Origin of the sequence: Sphingomonas sanguinis, from assembly GCF_019297835.1 — a bacterium.
GTDB classification, from domain to species: Bacteria; Pseudomonadota; Alphaproteobacteria; order Sphingomonadales; family Sphingomonadaceae; genus Sphingomonas; species Sphingomonas sanguinis_D.
In genome coordinates this window covers 856,120-872,072 of the sequence record NZ_CP079203.1, presented here as the reverse complement: position 1 = coordinate 872,072, position 15,953 = coordinate 856,120, and the positions used below count along the sequence as shown (strand labels likewise).

General features: G+C 67.4%; 13 protein-coding genes and 1 tRNA gene. 6 read left to right on the top strand and 8 right to left on the bottom strand.

Going from position 1 to position 15,953, the window contains the following annotated elements; genetic code table 11:
- The first annotated feature begins 52 nt into the window (after window positions 1-52).
- Both KV697_RS03770 and KV697_RS03765 read left to right on the top strand, forming a co-directional pair.
- Window positions 53-430, top strand: a complete 378-nt coding sequence (locus KV697_RS03770; RefSeq protein ID WP_219020159.1) for a hypothetical protein — start codon at window positions 53-55, stop codon at window positions 428-430.
- Window positions 427-1,575 (top strand): glutathionylspermidine synthase family protein, encoded by a 1,149-nt coding sequence (locus KV697_RS03765; protein ID WP_219020158.1) that lies wholly within the window; start codon window positions 427-429, stop codon window positions 1,573-1,575. Before KV697_RS03770 ends, KV697_RS03765 begins: the two co-directional genes overlap by 4 nt.
- 39 nt (window positions 1,576-1,614) lie before the next feature.
- Here the strand turns inward: KV697_RS03765 and KV697_RS03760 are convergent.
- The 3 genes from KV697_RS03760 to moaA all read right to left on the bottom strand — a co-directional run bounded on the left by KV697_RS03760 (window position 1,615) and on the right by moaA (window position 3,795).
- A tRNA-Asn gene (locus KV697_RS03760) sits at window positions 1,615-1,689 on the bottom strand.
- Between the two features lie 274 nt (window positions 1,690-1,963).
- Window positions 1,964-2,743, bottom strand: coding sequence for an NAD kinase (locus KV697_RS03755; RefSeq protein WP_219020157.1), 780 nt, complete (start codon window positions 2,741-2,743; stop codon window positions 1,964-1,966).
- Window positions 2,740-3,795, bottom strand: coding sequence for a GTP 3',8-cyclase MoaA (gene moaA / locus KV697_RS03750; RefSeq protein ID WP_374011406.1), 1,056 nt, complete (start codon window positions 3,793-3,795; stop codon window positions 2,740-2,742). Before moaA ends, KV697_RS03755 begins: the two co-directional genes overlap by 4 nt.
- A gap of 161 nt (window positions 3,796-3,956) precedes the next feature.
- Between moaA and KV697_RS03745 the strand changes: the two genes are divergently transcribed.
- Both KV697_RS03745 and KV697_RS03740 read left to right on the top strand, forming a co-directional pair.
- The gene (locus tag KV697_RS03745) at window positions 3,957-5,588 is read left to right on the top strand and encodes a putative bifunctional diguanylate cyclase/phosphodiesterase (RefSeq protein WP_219020156.1); all 1,632 of its coding nucleotides are present in this window, start codon (window positions 3,957-3,959) and stop codon (window positions 5,586-5,588) included.
- Window positions 5,576-6,007 carry a YybH family protein gene (locus tag KV697_RS03740; protein WP_257575591.1) on the top strand — a complete coding sequence of 144 codons (432 nt, stop codon included), beginning with the start codon at window positions 5,576-5,578 and terminating at the stop codon, window positions 6,005-6,007. Before KV697_RS03745 ends, KV697_RS03740 begins: the two co-directional genes overlap by 13 nt.
- A 39-nt stretch (window positions 6,008-6,046) precedes the next feature.
- Here the strand turns inward: KV697_RS03740 and mfd are convergent, their stop codons facing one another.
- Both mfd and KV697_RS03730 read right to left on the bottom strand, forming a co-directional pair.
- Complete coding sequence (gene mfd / locus KV697_RS03735; protein WP_219020155.1) at window positions 6,047-9,514, bottom strand: transcription-repair coupling factor; 3,468 nt, start codon at window positions 9,512-9,514, stop codon at window positions 6,047-6,049.
- 52 nt (window positions 9,515-9,566) lie between these two features.
- Complete coding sequence (locus KV697_RS03730; RefSeq protein ID WP_219020154.1) at window positions 9,567-9,833, bottom strand: FAD assembly factor SdhE; 267 nt, start codon at window positions 9,831-9,833, stop codon at window positions 9,567-9,569.
- 78 nt (window positions 9,834-9,911) lie between these two features.
- Between KV697_RS03730 and recG the strand changes: the two genes are divergently transcribed.
- Window positions 9,912-11,966 (top strand): ATP-dependent DNA helicase RecG, encoded by a 2,055-nt coding sequence (gene recG, locus KV697_RS03725; RefSeq protein ID WP_219020153.1) that lies wholly within the window; start codon window positions 9,912-9,914, stop codon window positions 11,964-11,966.
- Between the two features lie 30 nt (window positions 11,967-11,996).
- The gene (locus tag KV697_RS03720) at window positions 11,997-12,437 is read left to right on the top strand and encodes a DMT family transporter (protein ID WP_219020152.1); all 441 of its coding nucleotides are present in this window, start codon (window positions 11,997-11,999) and stop codon (window positions 12,435-12,437) included.
- 201 nt (window positions 12,438-12,638) lie between these two features.
- Here KV697_RS03720 and tyrS read toward each other — a convergent pair whose 3' ends face one another.
- The 3 genes from tyrS to KV697_RS03705 form a co-directional block, all read right to left on the bottom strand.
- The gene (gene tyrS / locus KV697_RS03715) at window positions 12,639-13,865 is read right to left on the bottom strand and encodes a tyrosine--tRNA ligase (RefSeq protein ID WP_374011386.1); all 1,227 of its coding nucleotides are present in this window, start codon (window positions 13,863-13,865) and stop codon (window positions 12,639-12,641) included.
- A gap of 56 nt (window positions 13,866-13,921) precedes the next feature.
- Window positions 13,922-14,320 (bottom strand): hypothetical protein, encoded by a 399-nt coding sequence (locus tag KV697_RS03710; RefSeq protein WP_219020151.1) that lies wholly within the window; start codon window positions 14,318-14,320, stop codon window positions 13,922-13,924.
- A gap of 376 nt (window positions 14,321-14,696) precedes the next feature.
- Window positions 14,697-15,938: a peptidoglycan DD-metalloendopeptidase family protein gene (locus tag KV697_RS03705; protein WP_257575590.1), complete on the bottom strand. Its 1,242-nt coding sequence runs from the start codon at window positions 15,936-15,938 to the stop codon at window positions 14,697-14,699.
- Window positions 15,939-15,953 lie beyond the last annotated feature (15 nt).

The following is a 15,953-nucleotide window of genomic DNA, read 5'->3' as shown; positions in this document are numbered from 1 at the left end:
TCTCTGGCCAGAAAGGCTGCTCCTGCACCATGATGCGCGCGGGAGGGACGAGATGGCATTTGACCTGAAATGGACGACCGCGATGGCGGCGGCGCTGCTGGCAAGCGGCTGTAATCGCGCCAAAGCGGACGACAATTGGACGGCCGATCGCGACACGGCGATCTGCACCGATGCGCAAGGCGTGCGCCTGCCCGACGATCGCTGTCGGCAACATCGCGCAGGGATTGGCGGCGCGGCCTTCTGGTATTTTCTGGGGCGCGGCCGTGCCATTCCCTATTTCGGCGAACGCGCGACCGGCGGCAGCTTCCGTGCTGCACCGGGCGCCCGCTATGGCTTTGCACCGTCGGGCAGCGCGATGACCCGCGCCGCCGCTGTCAGCCGGGGCGGCTTCGGCGCATCGGCAAGCCGATTCGGCAGTATCCACGCATGATCCGCCAGACCCTGACCCCAAGACTGGGCTGGCAGGCGAAGGTCGAGGCGCTGGGCCTGATCTGGCATGAGGGGCGCGAGCGACCCTATTGGGACGAAAGCGCCTGCTATCGCTTCACCCGCGCGCAGATCGACACGATCGAGGCTGCAACGACCGAGTTGTATCGGCTGTTCCTGGCGGCCGGGGAGGCGGTAGTGAGCGACCCTGCGCTTCTGCACCGCTTCGCCATCCCGCCCGCCTTTCACGATCCGATCCGCGAAGCCTGGGAGGCCGAGCCGCCCGCATTGAATTTCGGGCGTTTTGATCTGGGCTATGACGGTACGGACGCGCCCAAGCTGTTCGAGTTCAACTGCGACACGCCCACCTCCCTGTTGGAAGCGGCCGTGGTGCAATGGGCGTGGAAGGAGGAGGTTTTCCCCGCGCTCGACCAGTTCAACAGCCTGCACGAGGCGCTGGTGGCCCGCTGGGCCGAGATTGCGCCCGCTCTGCCCGCGACGCTCCATGTCGCGCATGTCGAGGATCTGGCGGGCGAGGATGCCGTCACCGCCGCCTATCTGCGCGACACCGCCGAGGCGGCGGGCATTTCCACCATCCCCATATTGATGGAGCAGATCGGATGGAACCACGACACGCATTGCTTCGTCGACGAGGCGGACATGCGGATCGAGGCGATGTTCAAGCTCTATCCGTGGGAATGGCTGGTCCATGAGGAGTTCGCTGCGCCCCTGCTCGACAATCTGGAGCGGGGCGACCTGACCTGGATCGAGCCGGTCTGGAAGATGATCTGGTCGAACAAGGCGATCCTGCCGGTGCTGTGGGATTTGTTTCCCGGCCATCCGAACCTGCTTCCCGCCAGCTTTTCGGTGCCGAGCGGCGATGCGGTGGCCAAGCCGCTGCTGTCGCGCGAGGGCGCGAACGTTTCGATCCGCAAGGCTGGCAGCATCGTGGCGGAGACGGCCGGAGATTATGGCAAGGAGGGTTATATTTATCAGTCGCTCTACCGGCTGCCGGAGGCGGCACCGGGCTGTTTTCCGGTGCTGGGAAGCTGGGTGGTGGACGGCGCGCCGGTGGGGATGGGCATCCGTGAGGACGGGCTGATCACCTCGAACACCGCACGGTTCGTACCGCATGTGATCGACGGCTAATCCGTCCTGGCTAGCGCTGTCTGGGGAAGACAGCGCCGGTGGCTCCCTGAGTAGGATTCGAACCTACGGCCGCTCGATTAACAGTCGAGAGCTCTACCGCTGAGCTATCAGGGAATGTTCCGGCGCTGTGGAGGGGTCCTATAAAGGGCACGAAAAAAGCCGCAACCCCTTTTTTGACGGTTTTGCGTAAGTCTTGCCGCCAAATCTGTGGATAAATGCGGGTCGGGCCTTCGTTGGCTTCCATTCCTCCCCTGCAAGGGGAGGTGGCAGGCCGAGGGCCTGACGGAGGGGTGTCCCGCTCTCGATAGGGGTGACACCCCTCCACCATCCTCCGGATGGTCCCCCTCCCTTTGCAGGGAAGGAATAAGAGGTTATGCGGTGGCCTCCGTCAGGAGACGAACTGCTCCATGGTGATGCGGTCGTCGAGCGCGTGTTCGGGGTCGAACATCAGCGTCAGCTCGCGGGATCGGTCCATGCAGATATCGACCTGCGCCACGTCGCGGACTTCGCGCTGGTCGGCCACGGCCGAGACGGGGCGCTTGCCGGGATCGAGGACCTTGATCGATATGCGCGCCTTGTCGGGCAGGATCGCACCGCGCCAGCGCCGGGGGCGGAAGGGGCTGATCGGGGTCAGTGCGATCAGCGCCGAGCCGAGCGGCAGGATCGGGCCCTGGGCCGAGAAATTATAGGCGGTCGATCCCGCCGGGGTCGCGGCGAGGATGCCGTCGCACGCCAGTTCGGGCAGGACGATGCGCTCGTTGACCATCACCTCCAGCTTGGCGGTCTGGCGGGTTTCGCGCAGCAGAGAGATTTCGTTGATCGCGGGCAGCGTATGCACCCGCCCGTCGATACCGGTGGCGGTCATCTTAAGCGGGGTGACGCGGAACGGCTTGGCGCGGGCCAGCCGGTCCTCCAGCCCATAGCTGCGCCACTCGTTCATCAGGAAGCCGACCGTGCCCAGGTTCATGCCGAACACCGGCACGGGGCCGCGCCGCCGCTCCAGCATCCGGTGCAGCGTCTGGAGCATGAAGCCGTCCCCGCCGAGCGCGATGACGTAATCGGCCTCGTCGAAATCGACCCAGTCGGCGCTTTGCAGCAGATCGGCGGCTGCCGTCTGGGCGGGCGCGGTGGGCGAGGCGACGAGCGCCCGCCGGACGGGAAGGGTCATCCGCCGGTCACGCTCATATGGCGCGACACCGCCGGGGCCGATCCCGCCTCGATACGGAAATCATGCCGGGCAGGCTTGGACGCCAGCCCCAGATCGATCGCCGTGTCGAGCGCCTCGATCCCTCCGTTCCGCAGCGCGGCCTTCAAATCCACCTGATCCTCATGACCCAGACACATATACAGCTTGCCCTCGGTCGTCAGCCTCACGCGGTTGCAGCCGTCGCAAAAATTCGCGGTGAGGGGGGAGATCAGGCCCAGCCGGGTCTCGCTGCCCTCCACCTGCCAGTAGCGGGCGGGGCCGCCGGTGCGGTGCCCGGCGCGGGTGAGGGGGAACTCGGCCGACAGTCGGTCGAACACGGTGGTCAGCGGCAGGAAGCGGTCCACCCGGTCCTCGTCGATCGCACCCAGCGGCATCGTCTCGATGAGCGAAAGGTCCAATTGCTCCGAAACGCACCAGGACAGCATCGAAGCGATCTCGTCCTCGTTCATCCCCTTGAGCGCGACCATGTTGATCTTGATCGCAAGCCCGGCGTCGCGCGCGGAGAGGATGCCATGGATCACCTGACCGACATCGCCGTGACGGGTGATGTAGCGAAAGCGTTCGGGATCGCGGCTGTCCAGGCTGACATTGATCCGCCGTACGCCCGCATCGACCAGCGCACCCGCATGATCGGCCAGCCGCGTGCCGTTGGTCGTCATGGTCAGCTCGTCTAGGCCCCGTCCGACATGCCCGCCCAGCCGTTTGACCAGATCGACCACGTCGCGCCGGACCAGCGGCTCGCCCCCGGACAGGCGGATGCGGGTCACGCCGCGCGCGATGAAGCGCTCGGCGATGATCGCGATCTCGTCCAGGCTGAGCAGCTTGGCGCGGGGCAAGAAGGTCATCTGCTCGGCCATGCAATATCGACAGCGCAGGTCGCAGCGATCGGTGACGGAGATGCGCAGATAGCGGATCGTGCGGCCATGACGGTCGATCAGCGACCCGTCCGCCGGGCGCCGGTCCGTCGAACAGACGTCATCCGCTATATCGGACGAGATATTGGCACGCCCCATCGTCACGACGGTAGCCCCAAGGCGGGACGCGAACAAGATCGATTGCCGTTGGTGATCCCAGTGGCGGTGGATAGGGTGCGCCTATGACGCAGGATGAATTCGGTTTTAACGCCCACCGCAGGGGAACGGCGATCTTTGCGCTTTCGTTCCGTCATCCTGCGATGCTGGACGAAGCGATCATCCGTGGCGGCTGGGCGATCTGGTCGATGGCACCGCGCGACGGGGAAAATCCGGCGGGCGACGTGCTGGTCGGTGCGTTCCTGGCCAGCGAGGCGCGGGTCGCCCTGATCGATGCGCGTGGGGCGGGCGATGCCGGGTTGCGGGCGGCGCAGGCGTTGGGCGCGGTGATCGCGGCGACCGGCGCGGCGATGCTGGTCGCGGTACCCGATGCGGAAGCTGAGACGCTTGATGCCTTCCTGACCGCCGGGGCGACGCACATCCTGGCGCCGGATGCGGGGGAGGCGATGGTGCACGCCGCGCTGAAGCTCGCCGAGCGCCATGCCCGCCGGACGCTCGACGTGCGGCGGCGGCGGACCCATGCCGATGGCGAGGTGGGCGAAATCCATCGCTGGGTCGCCGATATTCTCGAACAGAACGAGCCTTGTGTCGCGATCGTCGTATCGCTGTCACGGCTGGACCTCATCAACGCCGCACATGGGCGACCGGCGGGCAACATGTTGTTGCGCGGCGTCGAGGCGCGGATGCAGGCGGTCGCGGCCGAAGCGTTTGGCGACCGGGCAATCGTGGCGCGTTCGGGGGGCGCGGAGTTCGTCATGGCGGGCGTTGCCGATGGCCGACAGGCGCGCGCCATCGCCGAGACGCTGGAGACGCTGCTGGCTCAGCCGTTCCAGGCGGGGGCGACGCCGATCCGGCTGGGTGTCCGGCTGGGCCTGTCGGTCGCGCGGCCGCAGGAAGACCCGGCCAGCCTGCTGGCGCGGGCGGGCGAGGCCCTGACCCAGGCGCAGGCGAGCGACGGCACGATGCTGCGCTTCGCCCATCCCGGTGATGTCGCGCCGCTCGACGTACTGGCCGCCGACCTTCACCATGCGATCGAACGCGGCGAGATCGACATCGTCTTCCAGCCGCAGGTCGCCATCGCAACCGGGCGAATTACCGGCGTGGAGGCGCTGGCCCGCTGGCGGCATCCGACGCTGGGGCCGCTGGGGGCAGATCCGCTTTTTGCCGCCGCCGAACGCGCCGATCTGGGGCTGGCGCTGTCCGATCACATCCAGCAGGTCGCGCTGCAACGCGCCGCGCGCTGGCCGGGGACCCTGTCGCATCTGCGCCTGTCGATCAACGTCACCGCCGCCGATGTCGCGCGTGTGGGGTTCGGCCGCATCTTTCTCGACCGGGTGGCCGCCAGCGGCTTTCCGATCGAGCGGCTGACCGTCGAGATCACCGAGACCGGCCTGATCCGCGAGCTGGACCGCGCGGCGCAGGTACTCGACACGTTGCGCTTGGCGGGTGTCCGGGTGGCGATCGACGATTTCGGCACGGGCTATTCCAGCCTCGCCTACCTCACCAGCCTGCCGATCGACTATCTGAAGATCGACCGCGCGCTCGTCACCGAGGTGGACGGATCGCGCCGTGACCGGGTGGTCGTGCGCGGCATCATCCGCATCGCGGCGCAGCTCGGCATGGGCCTCATCGCCGAGGGGGTAGAGACGCAAGGACAGGCGGAATTGCTCGGGCGGCTGGGTTGCGAGACCTATCAAGGCTTTCTCTGCGCCGCGCCGCTCGATGAGAATGCACTGCGGGCAATGGTCGAGGGAGAGTTGGAATGCGCAGCCTGACGTTCGCGGCGGCCCTGGCGCTGTCGCCGATGGCGGTCCATGCCGCCGCACCCGTCGCCGACCCGGCGGAAGCCGAGATCCGCGCGGTGATGCTGGACAGCGCGGCAGGGTGGGATGCGGGCGATCTGGACCGCTTCATGGCGATCTATGCGCCCGACGCGGTGTTCGTCACCGGCAAGGGGCTGGTCAAGGGAAAGCCCGCTATTGCCGATAATTATCGCAAGAGCTTCACCGATGGTGCGAACAGCCGTGGAAAGCTGCGCTTCGACTTTCTCGACCTGAAGCGTATCGGCGACCGCCGCATCCTGTTCGCGCGGTGGAACCTGTCGGGCGGCGCGAAGACCGAGAGCGGGATGACCACCCTGGTCTTCGAGCGCCGCGCCGATGGCTGGAAGATTGTCGCCGATCACAGCAGCTGACACCTATTCCTCCCCATCGGAGATGGGGAGAATTTTTGATCATCCCGCCGCTTTGGCCAATCCCTTCGACAATTGCAGCGCACCGTGCAGCCGCGCCTTGGCATCCGGCCAGGCGCGATTGAGGACCAGCTTGCCGTCGGGGCGTAGCTTGGCCAGTTCGCCCAGCCGCTCGACATAAGCGAACAGGCCGTCGACATTGGGCGGGCGATTGTCGTGGAACGCGACCAGCACGCCGCGCGGCCCGACATCCATCTTGGCGATGCACGCCGTCTTGGCGTTCAGCTTGATCTTGATGACCTGGATGAGGTTGTCGGTCGCCTCGGGCAGCGGGCCGAAGCGGTCGATCATCTCGGCGGCGAATTCCTCGACTTCCTGGTGCTTTTCCAGATCGTTGAGGCGACGATACAGCCCCATGCGCAGGTCGAGATCGGGGACGTAATCGTCCGGGATCAGGATCGGTGCGTCGACGGTGATCTGGGGCGAGAAGTCACGCTCCTTCTCGAACGCGCCGCCCGCCTTGGCCTCCAGGATCGCCTCTTCCAGCATCGACTGGTAGAGTTCGTAGCCGACCTCCTTGATATGCCCCGACTGTTCGTCGCCGAGTAGATTGCCCGCGCCGCGAATATCCAAGTCATGGCTGGCCAACTGGAAGCCCGCGCCCAGCGAGTCCAGGTCGGACAGCACCTTCAGCCGTTTCTCCGCCGCCTCGGTCATCATCCGCTCCGGCGGCGTGACCATATAGGCATAGGCGCGTGTCTTCGACCGGCCGACACGCCCGCGCAACTGATAGAGCTGGGCCAGGCCGAAGCGGTCGGCGCGGTTGACGATCATCGTGTTGGCGGAGGGAATGTCGATGCCGCTTTCGATGATGGTGGTCGACACCAGCACCTCGAACTTGCGGTCGTAGAAGGCGGACATGCGCTCCTCGACCTCGGTCGCCGACATTTGGCCGTGGGCGACGACATAGCGGACCTCCGGCAGCTCCTTGCGCAGATACTCCTCGATGTCGGGCAGGTCGGCGACGCGCGGGGTGACGAGGAAGCTCTGCCCGCCGCGATAATGTTCGCGCAGCAAGGCCTCGCGCAGCACCACGGGGTCCCAGGGCATGACATAGGTGCGCACCGCGAGGCGATCGACCGGCGGCGTCTGGATGACCGACAGTTCGCGCAGGCCCGACATCGCCATTTGCAGCGTGCGCGGGATCGGGGTGGCGGTCAGCGTCAGCATATGGACGTCGGCCTTCAGCGCCTTCAGCCGTTCCTTGTGGGTGACGCCAAACCGTTGTTCCTCGTCGACGATGACGAGGCCCAGCCGCTTGAACTCGACATTCTTGGCGAGCAGCGCATGGGTGCCGACGACGATATCGATATCGCCGCTCGCCGCGCCATCCTTGGTCCGCTTGGCCTCGGTCGCGGTGACGAGGCGGGAGAGGCGGCCGATCTTGATCGGGAAGCCCTCGAACCGCGCGACGAAATTATTGTAGTGCTGGCGCGCGAGCAGCGTGGTGGGGCAGACGACCGCCACCTGCATCCCCGCCATCGCCGCGACGAAGGCGGCACGCAGCGCGACCTCGGTCTTGCCAAAGCCGACATCGCCGACGATCAGCCGGTCCATCGGCTTGCCCGCGGTCAGGTCGCCCAGCACATCGTCGATGGCGCGGTCCTGATCGTCGGTTTCTTCGTACGGGAAACGGTCGACGAACGCCGGATAGCCCGCGCTGTCGGGCTCCGCCACCTCGCCGGGGCGCAGCGCGCGCTCGGCGGCCACCGCGATCAGCTCACCCGCGATCTCGCGGATGCGCTCCTTCATCTTGGACTTGCGCCGCTGCCACGCTTCGCCGCCCAGCCGGTCGAGGCTCGCCCCGTCCTCGCCCGAGCCGTAGCGGGTCAGGACTTCGAGATTCTCGACCGGCACGTACAGCTTATCGCCGCCCGCATAGGAGAGCGCGACGCAGTCATGCGGGCTCTTGCCGACCGGGATCGAGGTCAGCCCCTCATAACGGCCGATGCCGTGGTCGGAGTGCACCACCAGATCGCCAGGCGACAGCGTCGCCAGCTCGGCCAAGAAGGCGTCGGCCGACTTGCGCCGCTTCTGCCGCCGGATCAGCCGGTCGCCCAGCATGTCCTGTTCGGTGAGCACCGCGATGCCCGGTGCGGTGAAACCATGGTCGAGCGGCAGGACGACCAAAGCGACGCCGAAGCTCTTGGAGGTATCGGCGATGCCCAGCGCTTCCTGCCAGGTCTCGGCGGCCTTGGCGCCCTTCAGCCCGTGATCCTTCAGCAGGCTGCCGAGCCGCTCGCGCGCGCCGATTGAATAGCTGGCGAGGACGGGCTTGCGGCCTTCCTTGCGCAGTGCTTCGACATGATCGACCACCGCCTCGTAGATATTGGCGTGGGCGGCGCGTTCGGGCGCGAAATCGCGGGCGCCGTCCACCTCGAAGTCGAGGACGGTCGCGCTTTCGGGCTCATGGAAGGGCGAGACGAGGTGCGCGGTCGCGGTCTCCAGCCCTTCGTCCCATTCCTTGGGCGCGAGGTACAGTGCCTTGGCGGGGAGCGGGCGGAAACTGCCCGGCTGTGCGGCTTCGGCGCGTTTGCGGTTCTCGTAATAGTCGGCCACCGCCTCGAACCGCGCGGTCGCCGCCGCCGTCACGCCGCTGTCGCGCACCACCACCGCAGCGTCGCCGAGATGGTCGAACAGCGTCGACAGCTTTTCCTCGAACAGCGGCAGCCAATGCTCCATGCCCGCCATGCGCCGCCCCTCGGACACCGCCTGATAGAGCGGATCGCCGGTCGCGGTCGCGCCGAAGGTTTCGCGGTAGCGAGTGCGGAAACGCTTGATCGACTCCTCGTCGAGCAGCGCCTCGGAGGCCGGGAGCAGCGTGAAGCCCTCGACCCGGCCCGTCGTCCGCTGGTCGGCGGGATCGAAGGTGCGGACGCTCTCGATCTCGTCGCCGAAGAAGTCGAGCCGCAGCGCCTGTTCCTCGCCGCTGGGGAACAGGTCGACCAGGCCGCCGCGCACCGCAAACTCGCCTTGGTCGTGCACCGTCTCGGTGCGGACATAGCCGTTCGCCTGGAGCAGCGCGGACAGCTTTTCCAGCCCGATCCGCTCGCCCGGCGCAAGGCGGGCGACCAGCTGGCGGATGCGGAACGGCGTCAGCACCCGCTGGGTCGCGGCATTGGCGGTGGTCAGGACCAGCTGCGGCGTCTTGGGCTTGGCCTGGAGCCGGTGCAGCCCCGCGATCCGCTCCGCCATGACGCGCAAGGTCGGCGAGGCACGGTCATAGGGCAGGCAGTCCCAAGCCGGGATCTGCAACACCTCCAACTCGGGCGCGAAATAGGTCGCGGTCGAGGCCAGTTCGCGCATCTGTGCTTCGTCGGCGGAGATGAACACCGCGCGCGTGGTCGCTGCTCGCGCCAGATCGGCGAGCAGCACCGGCAGGAACCCCGCCGGAACGCCCGACAGGGTCAGCGGGCTTTTGGCGGACAGGATCGTCTTGATATCGGGCATGAGGTTCCGAAGCTGGGGTCGTCGGGCAGGTGAACGGCTGAACTTGAATAAGTTACCGGGCGATCGGCACGAAATTCAGCGCGCGCATCCGCTGCATCACCGGGCCGTCCCATTGCGGCGGACAGGGCTGTGTCCCGATCGCCCAGGCCATGATGTCGACATCCTGCTCCTCCAGCAGCGCCTCGAACCAGTCGAGTTCCTCAATGCTCAACGTCCCGTGATGCGCGTCGAAAAAGCCGCCGATCATCAGGTCGGCTTCCTTGGTGCCGCGATGCCATGCGCGGAAGCGGAGGCGTTTGATACGGGTTTCGTGGTCCATGAGGCTCCGATCGAACGAGAATAGGCTTCGCATGCTCTGGCGGCGTGCGAAGCAGAGGCTATACAGACCCATCTAGTCATGCGTCCCGATATCCTCAATCCGCTGTTCGCCGAGGTCACGTCGCTGAAAGGCGTCGGGCCCGGTCTCGCCAAGCCTTTGGAGCGCCTGCGCATCGCGCGCGTGGTCGATGTCGCCTTTCATCTGCCGACCGGCCATATCGACCGCTTTCCGCGTGACGAACTGATGGTGTCGGATGCGGGGAGGGTCATCGCCATTCCGCTCACCGTGAAGGAGCATCGCACCTCGTCCTCTCCGCGCGGGCCGACGCGGGTGCGGGCCGAGGATGCGGCGGGCAACAGCGTCGCGCTGGTCTATTTCGGCGGCAATTCGGGCTGGGTGAAGAAGCTGCTGCCGATCGGCGAGACGAAGGTCGTGTCGGGGCGCCTGGACCTCTATGGCCAGGATCTGCAAATCGTCCATCCCGATCTGGGCGACAGCGCGGAAGGCTTCCGCGAGCGCGAGGCCATCTATCCGCTGTCGGAAGGGATCACCTCACGGCGGCTGGGGGCGCTGGCGGCGCAGGCGGTGGAACGGTCGCCCGAACTTCCGGAATGGATCGAGTCGGGGCTGAAGGCGCAGCGCGGCTGGCCCGATTGGAAGGACGCGCTGGCGCGTATCCATGCCGATCCGGCAGACGTGAAAGCCCGCGAGCGGCTGGGTTATGATGAGGTGTTCGCCAACCAGCTGGCGATGACGCTGGTCCGTGCCGATACCCGCAAGCGGCGGGGGCGGGCGTTGAACGGCGACGGGCGCTTGAGGGACATGCTCAAGCTGCCCTATACGCTGACCGGCGCGCAGAGCCGGACGGTGCGCGAGATCGAGGGCGATCTGGCGCAGGACGCGCCGATGCTGCGCTTGCTCCAGGGCGACGTCGGCGCGGGCAAGACCTTGGTCGCGGCGATGGCGATGCTGATCGCGGTCGAGGCGGGTGCGCAGGCGGCGATGCTAGCCCCGACCGAAATCCTCGCGCGTCAGCATTATGAGACGCTCCGCAAGACGCTGGCCGGGTTGCCGCTCGAGATCGCCGTGCTGACCGGCCGTGACAAGGGCAAGGCGCGGGAGGCCACGCTGATGGCGCTGGCGGCGGGGGAGATCGACATATTGGTCGGCACCCATGCGATCTTCCAGGACACCGTGACGTACCGCGACCTGGCGTTGGTCGTGGTGGACGAACAGCATCGCTTCGGCGTGGCGCAGCGGATGATGCTGTCCGCCAAGGGGAAGGCCCCGCCGCACCTTTTGGCGATGACCGCGACGCCGATCCCGCGCACGCTGACGCTCGCCAATTACGGCGAGATGGATGTCAGCCGGTTGGACGAGATGCCGCCGGGCCGCCAGCCGATCGAGACGCGGGTGGTGTCGGAGGACCGGCTGGACGAAGTGGTCAACGCGCTGGGTCGGCATCTGTCGGACGGGGGGCAGGCTTACTGGGTCTGTCCGCTGGTCGAGGAGAGCGAGAAGTCCGACCTCGCCGCCGCCGAGATGCGCGCTGAGACCCTGCGCGCGCGGTTCGGCGAGCGGGTGGGCCTGGTTCATGGCAAGATGAAGCCTGCCGAGAAGGACGCCGTGATGGAGGCGTTCGCGGGCGGACGGCTGGGCGTGCTGGTCGCGACGACGGTGATCGAGGTGGGGGTCGACGTGCCCAATGCCACGCTGATCGTGATCGAGCATGCCGACCGCTTCGGCCTGGCACAGCTCCACCAGTTGCGCGGGCGCGTCGGGCGGGGCGGGGGGCTGTCGCGCTGTTTGTTGCTGCGGGGCTCGCATCTGTCGGAAACGTCGCGGGCGCGGCTTGCCCTGATGCGCGAGACCAATGACGGCTTCCGCATCGCCGAAGAGGATCTGCGGTTGCGCGGTGCTGGCGAACTGCTCGGCACGCGGCAATCGGGGGAGATGGCGTTCCGGCTCGCCACGCCCGAAAACATGGCCGACCTGATGCAGTGCGCCCAGGACGATGCGCGGCTGCTGATCGACCGCGACGGCGGGCTGGAAGCACCGCGCGGGCAGGCGGCGCGGACGGCACTCTATCTGTTCGAGCGGGATGCAGGCGTCGCGCTTTTGCGTTCGGGCTGAACGAAGCGGCGTTCGTGGCGTTGGGCGCGGATGGCTGCTGTCTTTCCGCTCATCCTCGTCCTGATCGCCGGTCTCGGTCTGGCGATCCAGCCGCCGACCAATGCGGCACTCGCCAAGGCGTCGGGATCGGTGGTCTTGGCGGCGCTGACCTCGTTCCTGATCGGGACGGTGGTGCTCGCCATCGTCTGGGCGGCGATCGACCGGACTAGCCCGACGGCGCTCAAGGGCGCGCCGGGTTGGGCGTGGTTGGGCGGCTTTTACGGAGCCGGATTCGTGGCCGTGCTGGCCTATGCCGCGCCGCGGCTGGGCATTTCGGTGGCGCTGACGGCGGCGATCGCCAGCCAGTTGGTGGCGGCGCTGATCGTCGACCATTTCGGGCTGTTCGGGGTGCGGGTCGAGCCGGTGACGTTGGGGAAGGTCGTGGGGGTGGCGCTGGTCATTGCGGGCGCGGTGGTGGTGAAGCGGGGGTGAGGCCCGGCTCGTACCCCGGCGGAGGCCGGGGTCCAGTTGCCTTGCGGTTTGTTGGGCGAAGAAAGTGCCCCCCACGCACCGCCATCCCGCTTCGTTGACTTGGCAGAAACTGGACCCCGGCCTTCGCCGGGGTACAGCCCTTGTGGAAAGGGATTGGTCCAAACCCCCGCTCAGCCTGAGCGAAGTCGAAGGCCACGGGACTTACCCCGCCGTCAGCAATCCGTGATTCTTCTTGCCCGACGAAACCTTCACCGGCTCCCCGCCAACGGCGATGACGGCATTCTCGTCCGAAACCTTCTCGCCATCCACCCGCGCGCCGCCGCCTGCGATCAGGCGCCGTGCCTCGCCCTTGGACTTGGCAAAGCCCAGCCCGATCAGCGCGTCGACGATGGAAACCGAACCACCCTCGACCGCAAAGCTCGGCAGCGCCGCACCCGCCGCACCTTCCTCGAAGGTCCGCCGCGCCGTCTCCGCCGCTTCGTCCGCCGCCGCGCGGCCACGGCACATGGCGGTGGCTTCGTTGGCGAGGATCTTCTTGGCCTCGTTGATCTCTGCGCCTTCCAGCGCCTCCAGCCGCGCGATTTCGTCCAGTGGCAGGTCGGTGAACAGGCGCAGGAAGCGGCCGACGTCACGGTCGTCAGTGTTGCGCCAGAATTGCCAGTAATCGAAATGCGGCAGTTGGTCCTCGTGCAGCCAGACGGCACCCGCCATGGTCTTGCCCATCTTGCCGCCGTCCGCCGTGGTGATGAGCGGGGTGGTCACGCCGAACACCTCCGTCCCGTCCATGCGGCGGGCCAGTTCGATGCCGTTGACGATATTGCCCCACTGGTCCGACCCGCCCATCTGCAAGCGGCAGCCATGACGCTGCGCCAGCTCGCGGAAGTCGTACGCCTGGAGGATCATGTAGTTGAATTCCAGGAAGCTGAGCGACTGTTCGCGGTCGAGGCGCAGCTTCACCGAGTCGAAGGACAGCATCCGGTTGACCGAGAAATGCTGACCCACTTCGCGCAGGAAGGGGATGTATTCCAGCTTGTCGAGCCAGTCGGCATTGTCGACCATCACCGCGTCGGTCGGGCCGTCACCGAAGGTGAGGAAGCGTTCGAAGATGCGCTTGATCGAGGCGACATTGGCCTTGATCCCGTCCTCGCCGAGCAGCTTGCGCGCCTCGTCCTTGAAGCTGGGGTCGCCGATCTTGCCGGTGCCGCCGCCCATCAGGACGATCGGCTTGTGGCCCGTCTGCTGCATCCGGCGAAGGAGCATGATCTGCACCAGGCTGCCGACGTGCAGCGACGGCGCGGTCGGGTCGAAGCCGATATAACCCGGCACCACGCCGCCTTCGGCCAGACGGTCCAGCGCGGCGCCGTCGGTCATCTGGTGGACGTAACCCCGTTCATCCAGGGTGCGAAGCAGATCGGAAGTGTATGCCATGATGACTGGCCGTTACACCGCCGATCCGCTTTCGTCACCCCAAAGGCATCGGGGGGTCAGCGACAGACGGTCCGTCCGTTACGCTCGACATAGTTGCAGGGGCGATAACCCGAGCCCCGGCCGGTATAGTTGGTATAGTCGCCCTGCGAGCGCGGATCGACATAGCCGGGGGTGCGGCGCGCCCGGTCATATTCGCGTGCGACCCGTGCCTCGCGGCGACCGCGCCAATCGTTACCGCGCCAGCCGCGATCATCGCGCCACCCACGCCGTTCGCCCCGCCAGTCGCGACGATCCCCGCGCCAGTCGCGACGGTCATCGCGACGGTCGCGATCATAACGCGGACCGTCCCCGCGCCAGGATTGCGCCTCGGCGCTCGACACCGGCAGCGCCGTCGTTGCCGCGACGCCCGTCACGGACAGGCCGATCGCGGCCAGAACATGGAACATCTTCTTCATACGCCAACTCCCAGGGGCAACGGCCCCGTGTTCGTTTTCAACCTATGACAGGTCGTGGCGTTCCGAATCCTGAACCGACCGTTAGGCAGCGTTCATGAAGGTGCGTTCCCTAGGGCCGATCCACACTCATAACGCATCTCCTTTCCCTCTCCCCTGGACAGGGGAGAGGGTTAGCGGAGCTTGCCAGCGTGCTGGCTAGCGCAGCTTGGGTGAGGGGTTGAGCGAGCCCTGCGGGCTCGCGCGCTCGGTCCCCGAGCGCTTCGCCCCTCACCCAGCTCCGACTAAGCCTTTGCTTTCGCAAAGACCAAGTCTGCGCAACCCTCTCCCCTCTGAGAGGGGCGAGGGAGGAATAGGCAGGGCTGAATGTCGATTTGGCCTAGGGCTTGGGCAACTGGCTGAGCGGATCGACGGGGGTGCGGCCCCGGCGCAGCTCGAAATGCAGCTCGGGCCGGTCGGCAAAGCCGGTCTGGCCCGACAGCGCCAGCGTCTGGCCGCGCTTCACGCTCTGGCCGCGCTGGACCATCAGCTTGGAGGCATGGCCATAGACGCTGGTCCAGCCGTCACCGTGCTTGACGATCACCAGCCCGCCCAGCGCCGCGATGCCGTCGCCGACATAGGCGACCACGCCGTCCGCCGTCGCCTTGATCGGCGTACCGACCGGCACCGCTATCTTGATGCCGTCGTTGCGCTCGCCGCTGGAGCCCGCGCCGAACCGCTTCACGACGCGGCCATCGACCGGCCAGGCAAAGCCCGAGCGCAGCCGGGCGGGGGCCGCGACCACGGCGGTCGGCGGCAGGACGCGGCGTGGCGTCGCGCTGGGCTTGGCGGGTTCCTGGTTGCTGGCCAGCGCGGGCTCGCCTCCGGTCAGGATGTCGTCGACGTCGAGCTTGAAGGCGGCGGCGCGCTCGGCGGCGCTGCTGAGCGGCGTGGCGCCGGGAGCCGTGCCGGGGATCAGGATCCGCTGCCCGGCGCGCAGGACATAGGGTTCGCTCAGCGCATTGGCGTCGACGATCCGCGACCATGAGACGCCGTAAGCGCGCGCGATCGCAATGCCGCTCTCACCCGAGCGGACCAGATGATAGCGGCCGCCGGGGATGGTCAGGCGCTGGCCCGTCCGGATCATGAAGGGGGGGGGCAGCGCGTTGGCACGTGCGATGACTTCAGACCCGGCACCCGTGCGATCCGCCACGGCGCGCAGCGTGTCGCCGGGCTTCACGACATAGACGCTGTCCGCGATCTCGCGCGCATCGGGCGTGACCGGGCGCAGCTCCCAGGAGGGGCGCGGTGCGGGCAGCGAGGAAACGGGCGCGGTCGGCGTCGCGACGGGGGCGGGCCGCTGGCTGACGGGCGGGGCCATCGGCACGCGCTGCGTCGTGCGAGGCGCAGCGGCGGGCACCGATCGACGGATGGCGGGGCGCGATCCATTCGGCCGGGGAGCCGGCGACACGGGGACAGGCCGCGTCACCGGGGCGGCCTGAGGCGGCACGGTGGCGACTTGGGCGGGCGGCGGCGCGACGGGCTCGGCGGCGCGCATCGGCGGCTCCATGTTCGGAATGCAGCCCGATACCAGCAGCCCCAGCCCCAAGATCCGCCCGATGGCGCCCGTTGTCCGATCCAACCCCACGTCCCCCCA

Coding starts and splice junctions, on each gene's coding strand:
- KV697_RS03770 (WP_219020159.1), top strand. CDS start 53: ATGGCATTTGACCTGAAATGGACGACCGCGATGGCGGCGGCGCTGCTG.
- KV697_RS03765 (WP_219020158.1), top strand. CDS start 427: ATGATCCGCCAGACCCTGACCCCAAGACTGGGCTGGCAGGCGAAGGTC.
- KV697_RS03755 (WP_219020157.1), bottom strand. CDS start 2,743: ATGACCCTTCCCGTCCGGCGGGCGCTCGTCGCCTCGCCCACCGCGCCC.
- moaA (WP_374011406.1), bottom strand. CDS start 3,795: ATGGGGCGTGCCAATATCTCGTCCGATATAGCGGATGACGTCTGTTCG.
- KV697_RS03745 (WP_219020156.1), top strand. CDS start 3,957: ATGCTGGACGAAGCGATCATCCGTGGCGGCTGGGCGATCTGGTCGATG.
- KV697_RS03740 (WP_257575591.1), top strand. CDS start 5,576: ATGCGCAGCCTGACGTTCGCGGCGGCCCTGGCGCTGTCGCCGATGGCG.
- mfd (WP_219020155.1), bottom strand. CDS start 9,514: ATGCCCGATATCAAGACGATCCTGTCCGCCAAAAGCCCGCTGACCCTG.
- KV697_RS03730 (WP_219020154.1), bottom strand. CDS start 9,833: ATGGACCACGAAACCCGTATCAAACGCCTCCGCTTCCGCGCATGGCAT.
- recG (WP_219020153.1), top strand. CDS start 9,912: ATGCGTCCCGATATCCTCAATCCGCTGTTCGCCGAGGTCACGTCGCTG.
- KV697_RS03720 (WP_219020152.1), top strand. CDS start 11,997: ATGGCTGCTGTCTTTCCGCTCATCCTCGTCCTGATCGCCGGTCTCGGT.
- tyrS (WP_374011386.1), bottom strand. CDS start 13,865: ATGGCATACACTTCCGATCTGCTTCGCACCCTGGATGAACGGGGTTAC.
- KV697_RS03710 (WP_219020151.1), bottom strand. CDS start 14,320: ATGAAGAAGATGTTCCATGTTCTGGCCGCGATCGGCCTGTCCGTGACG.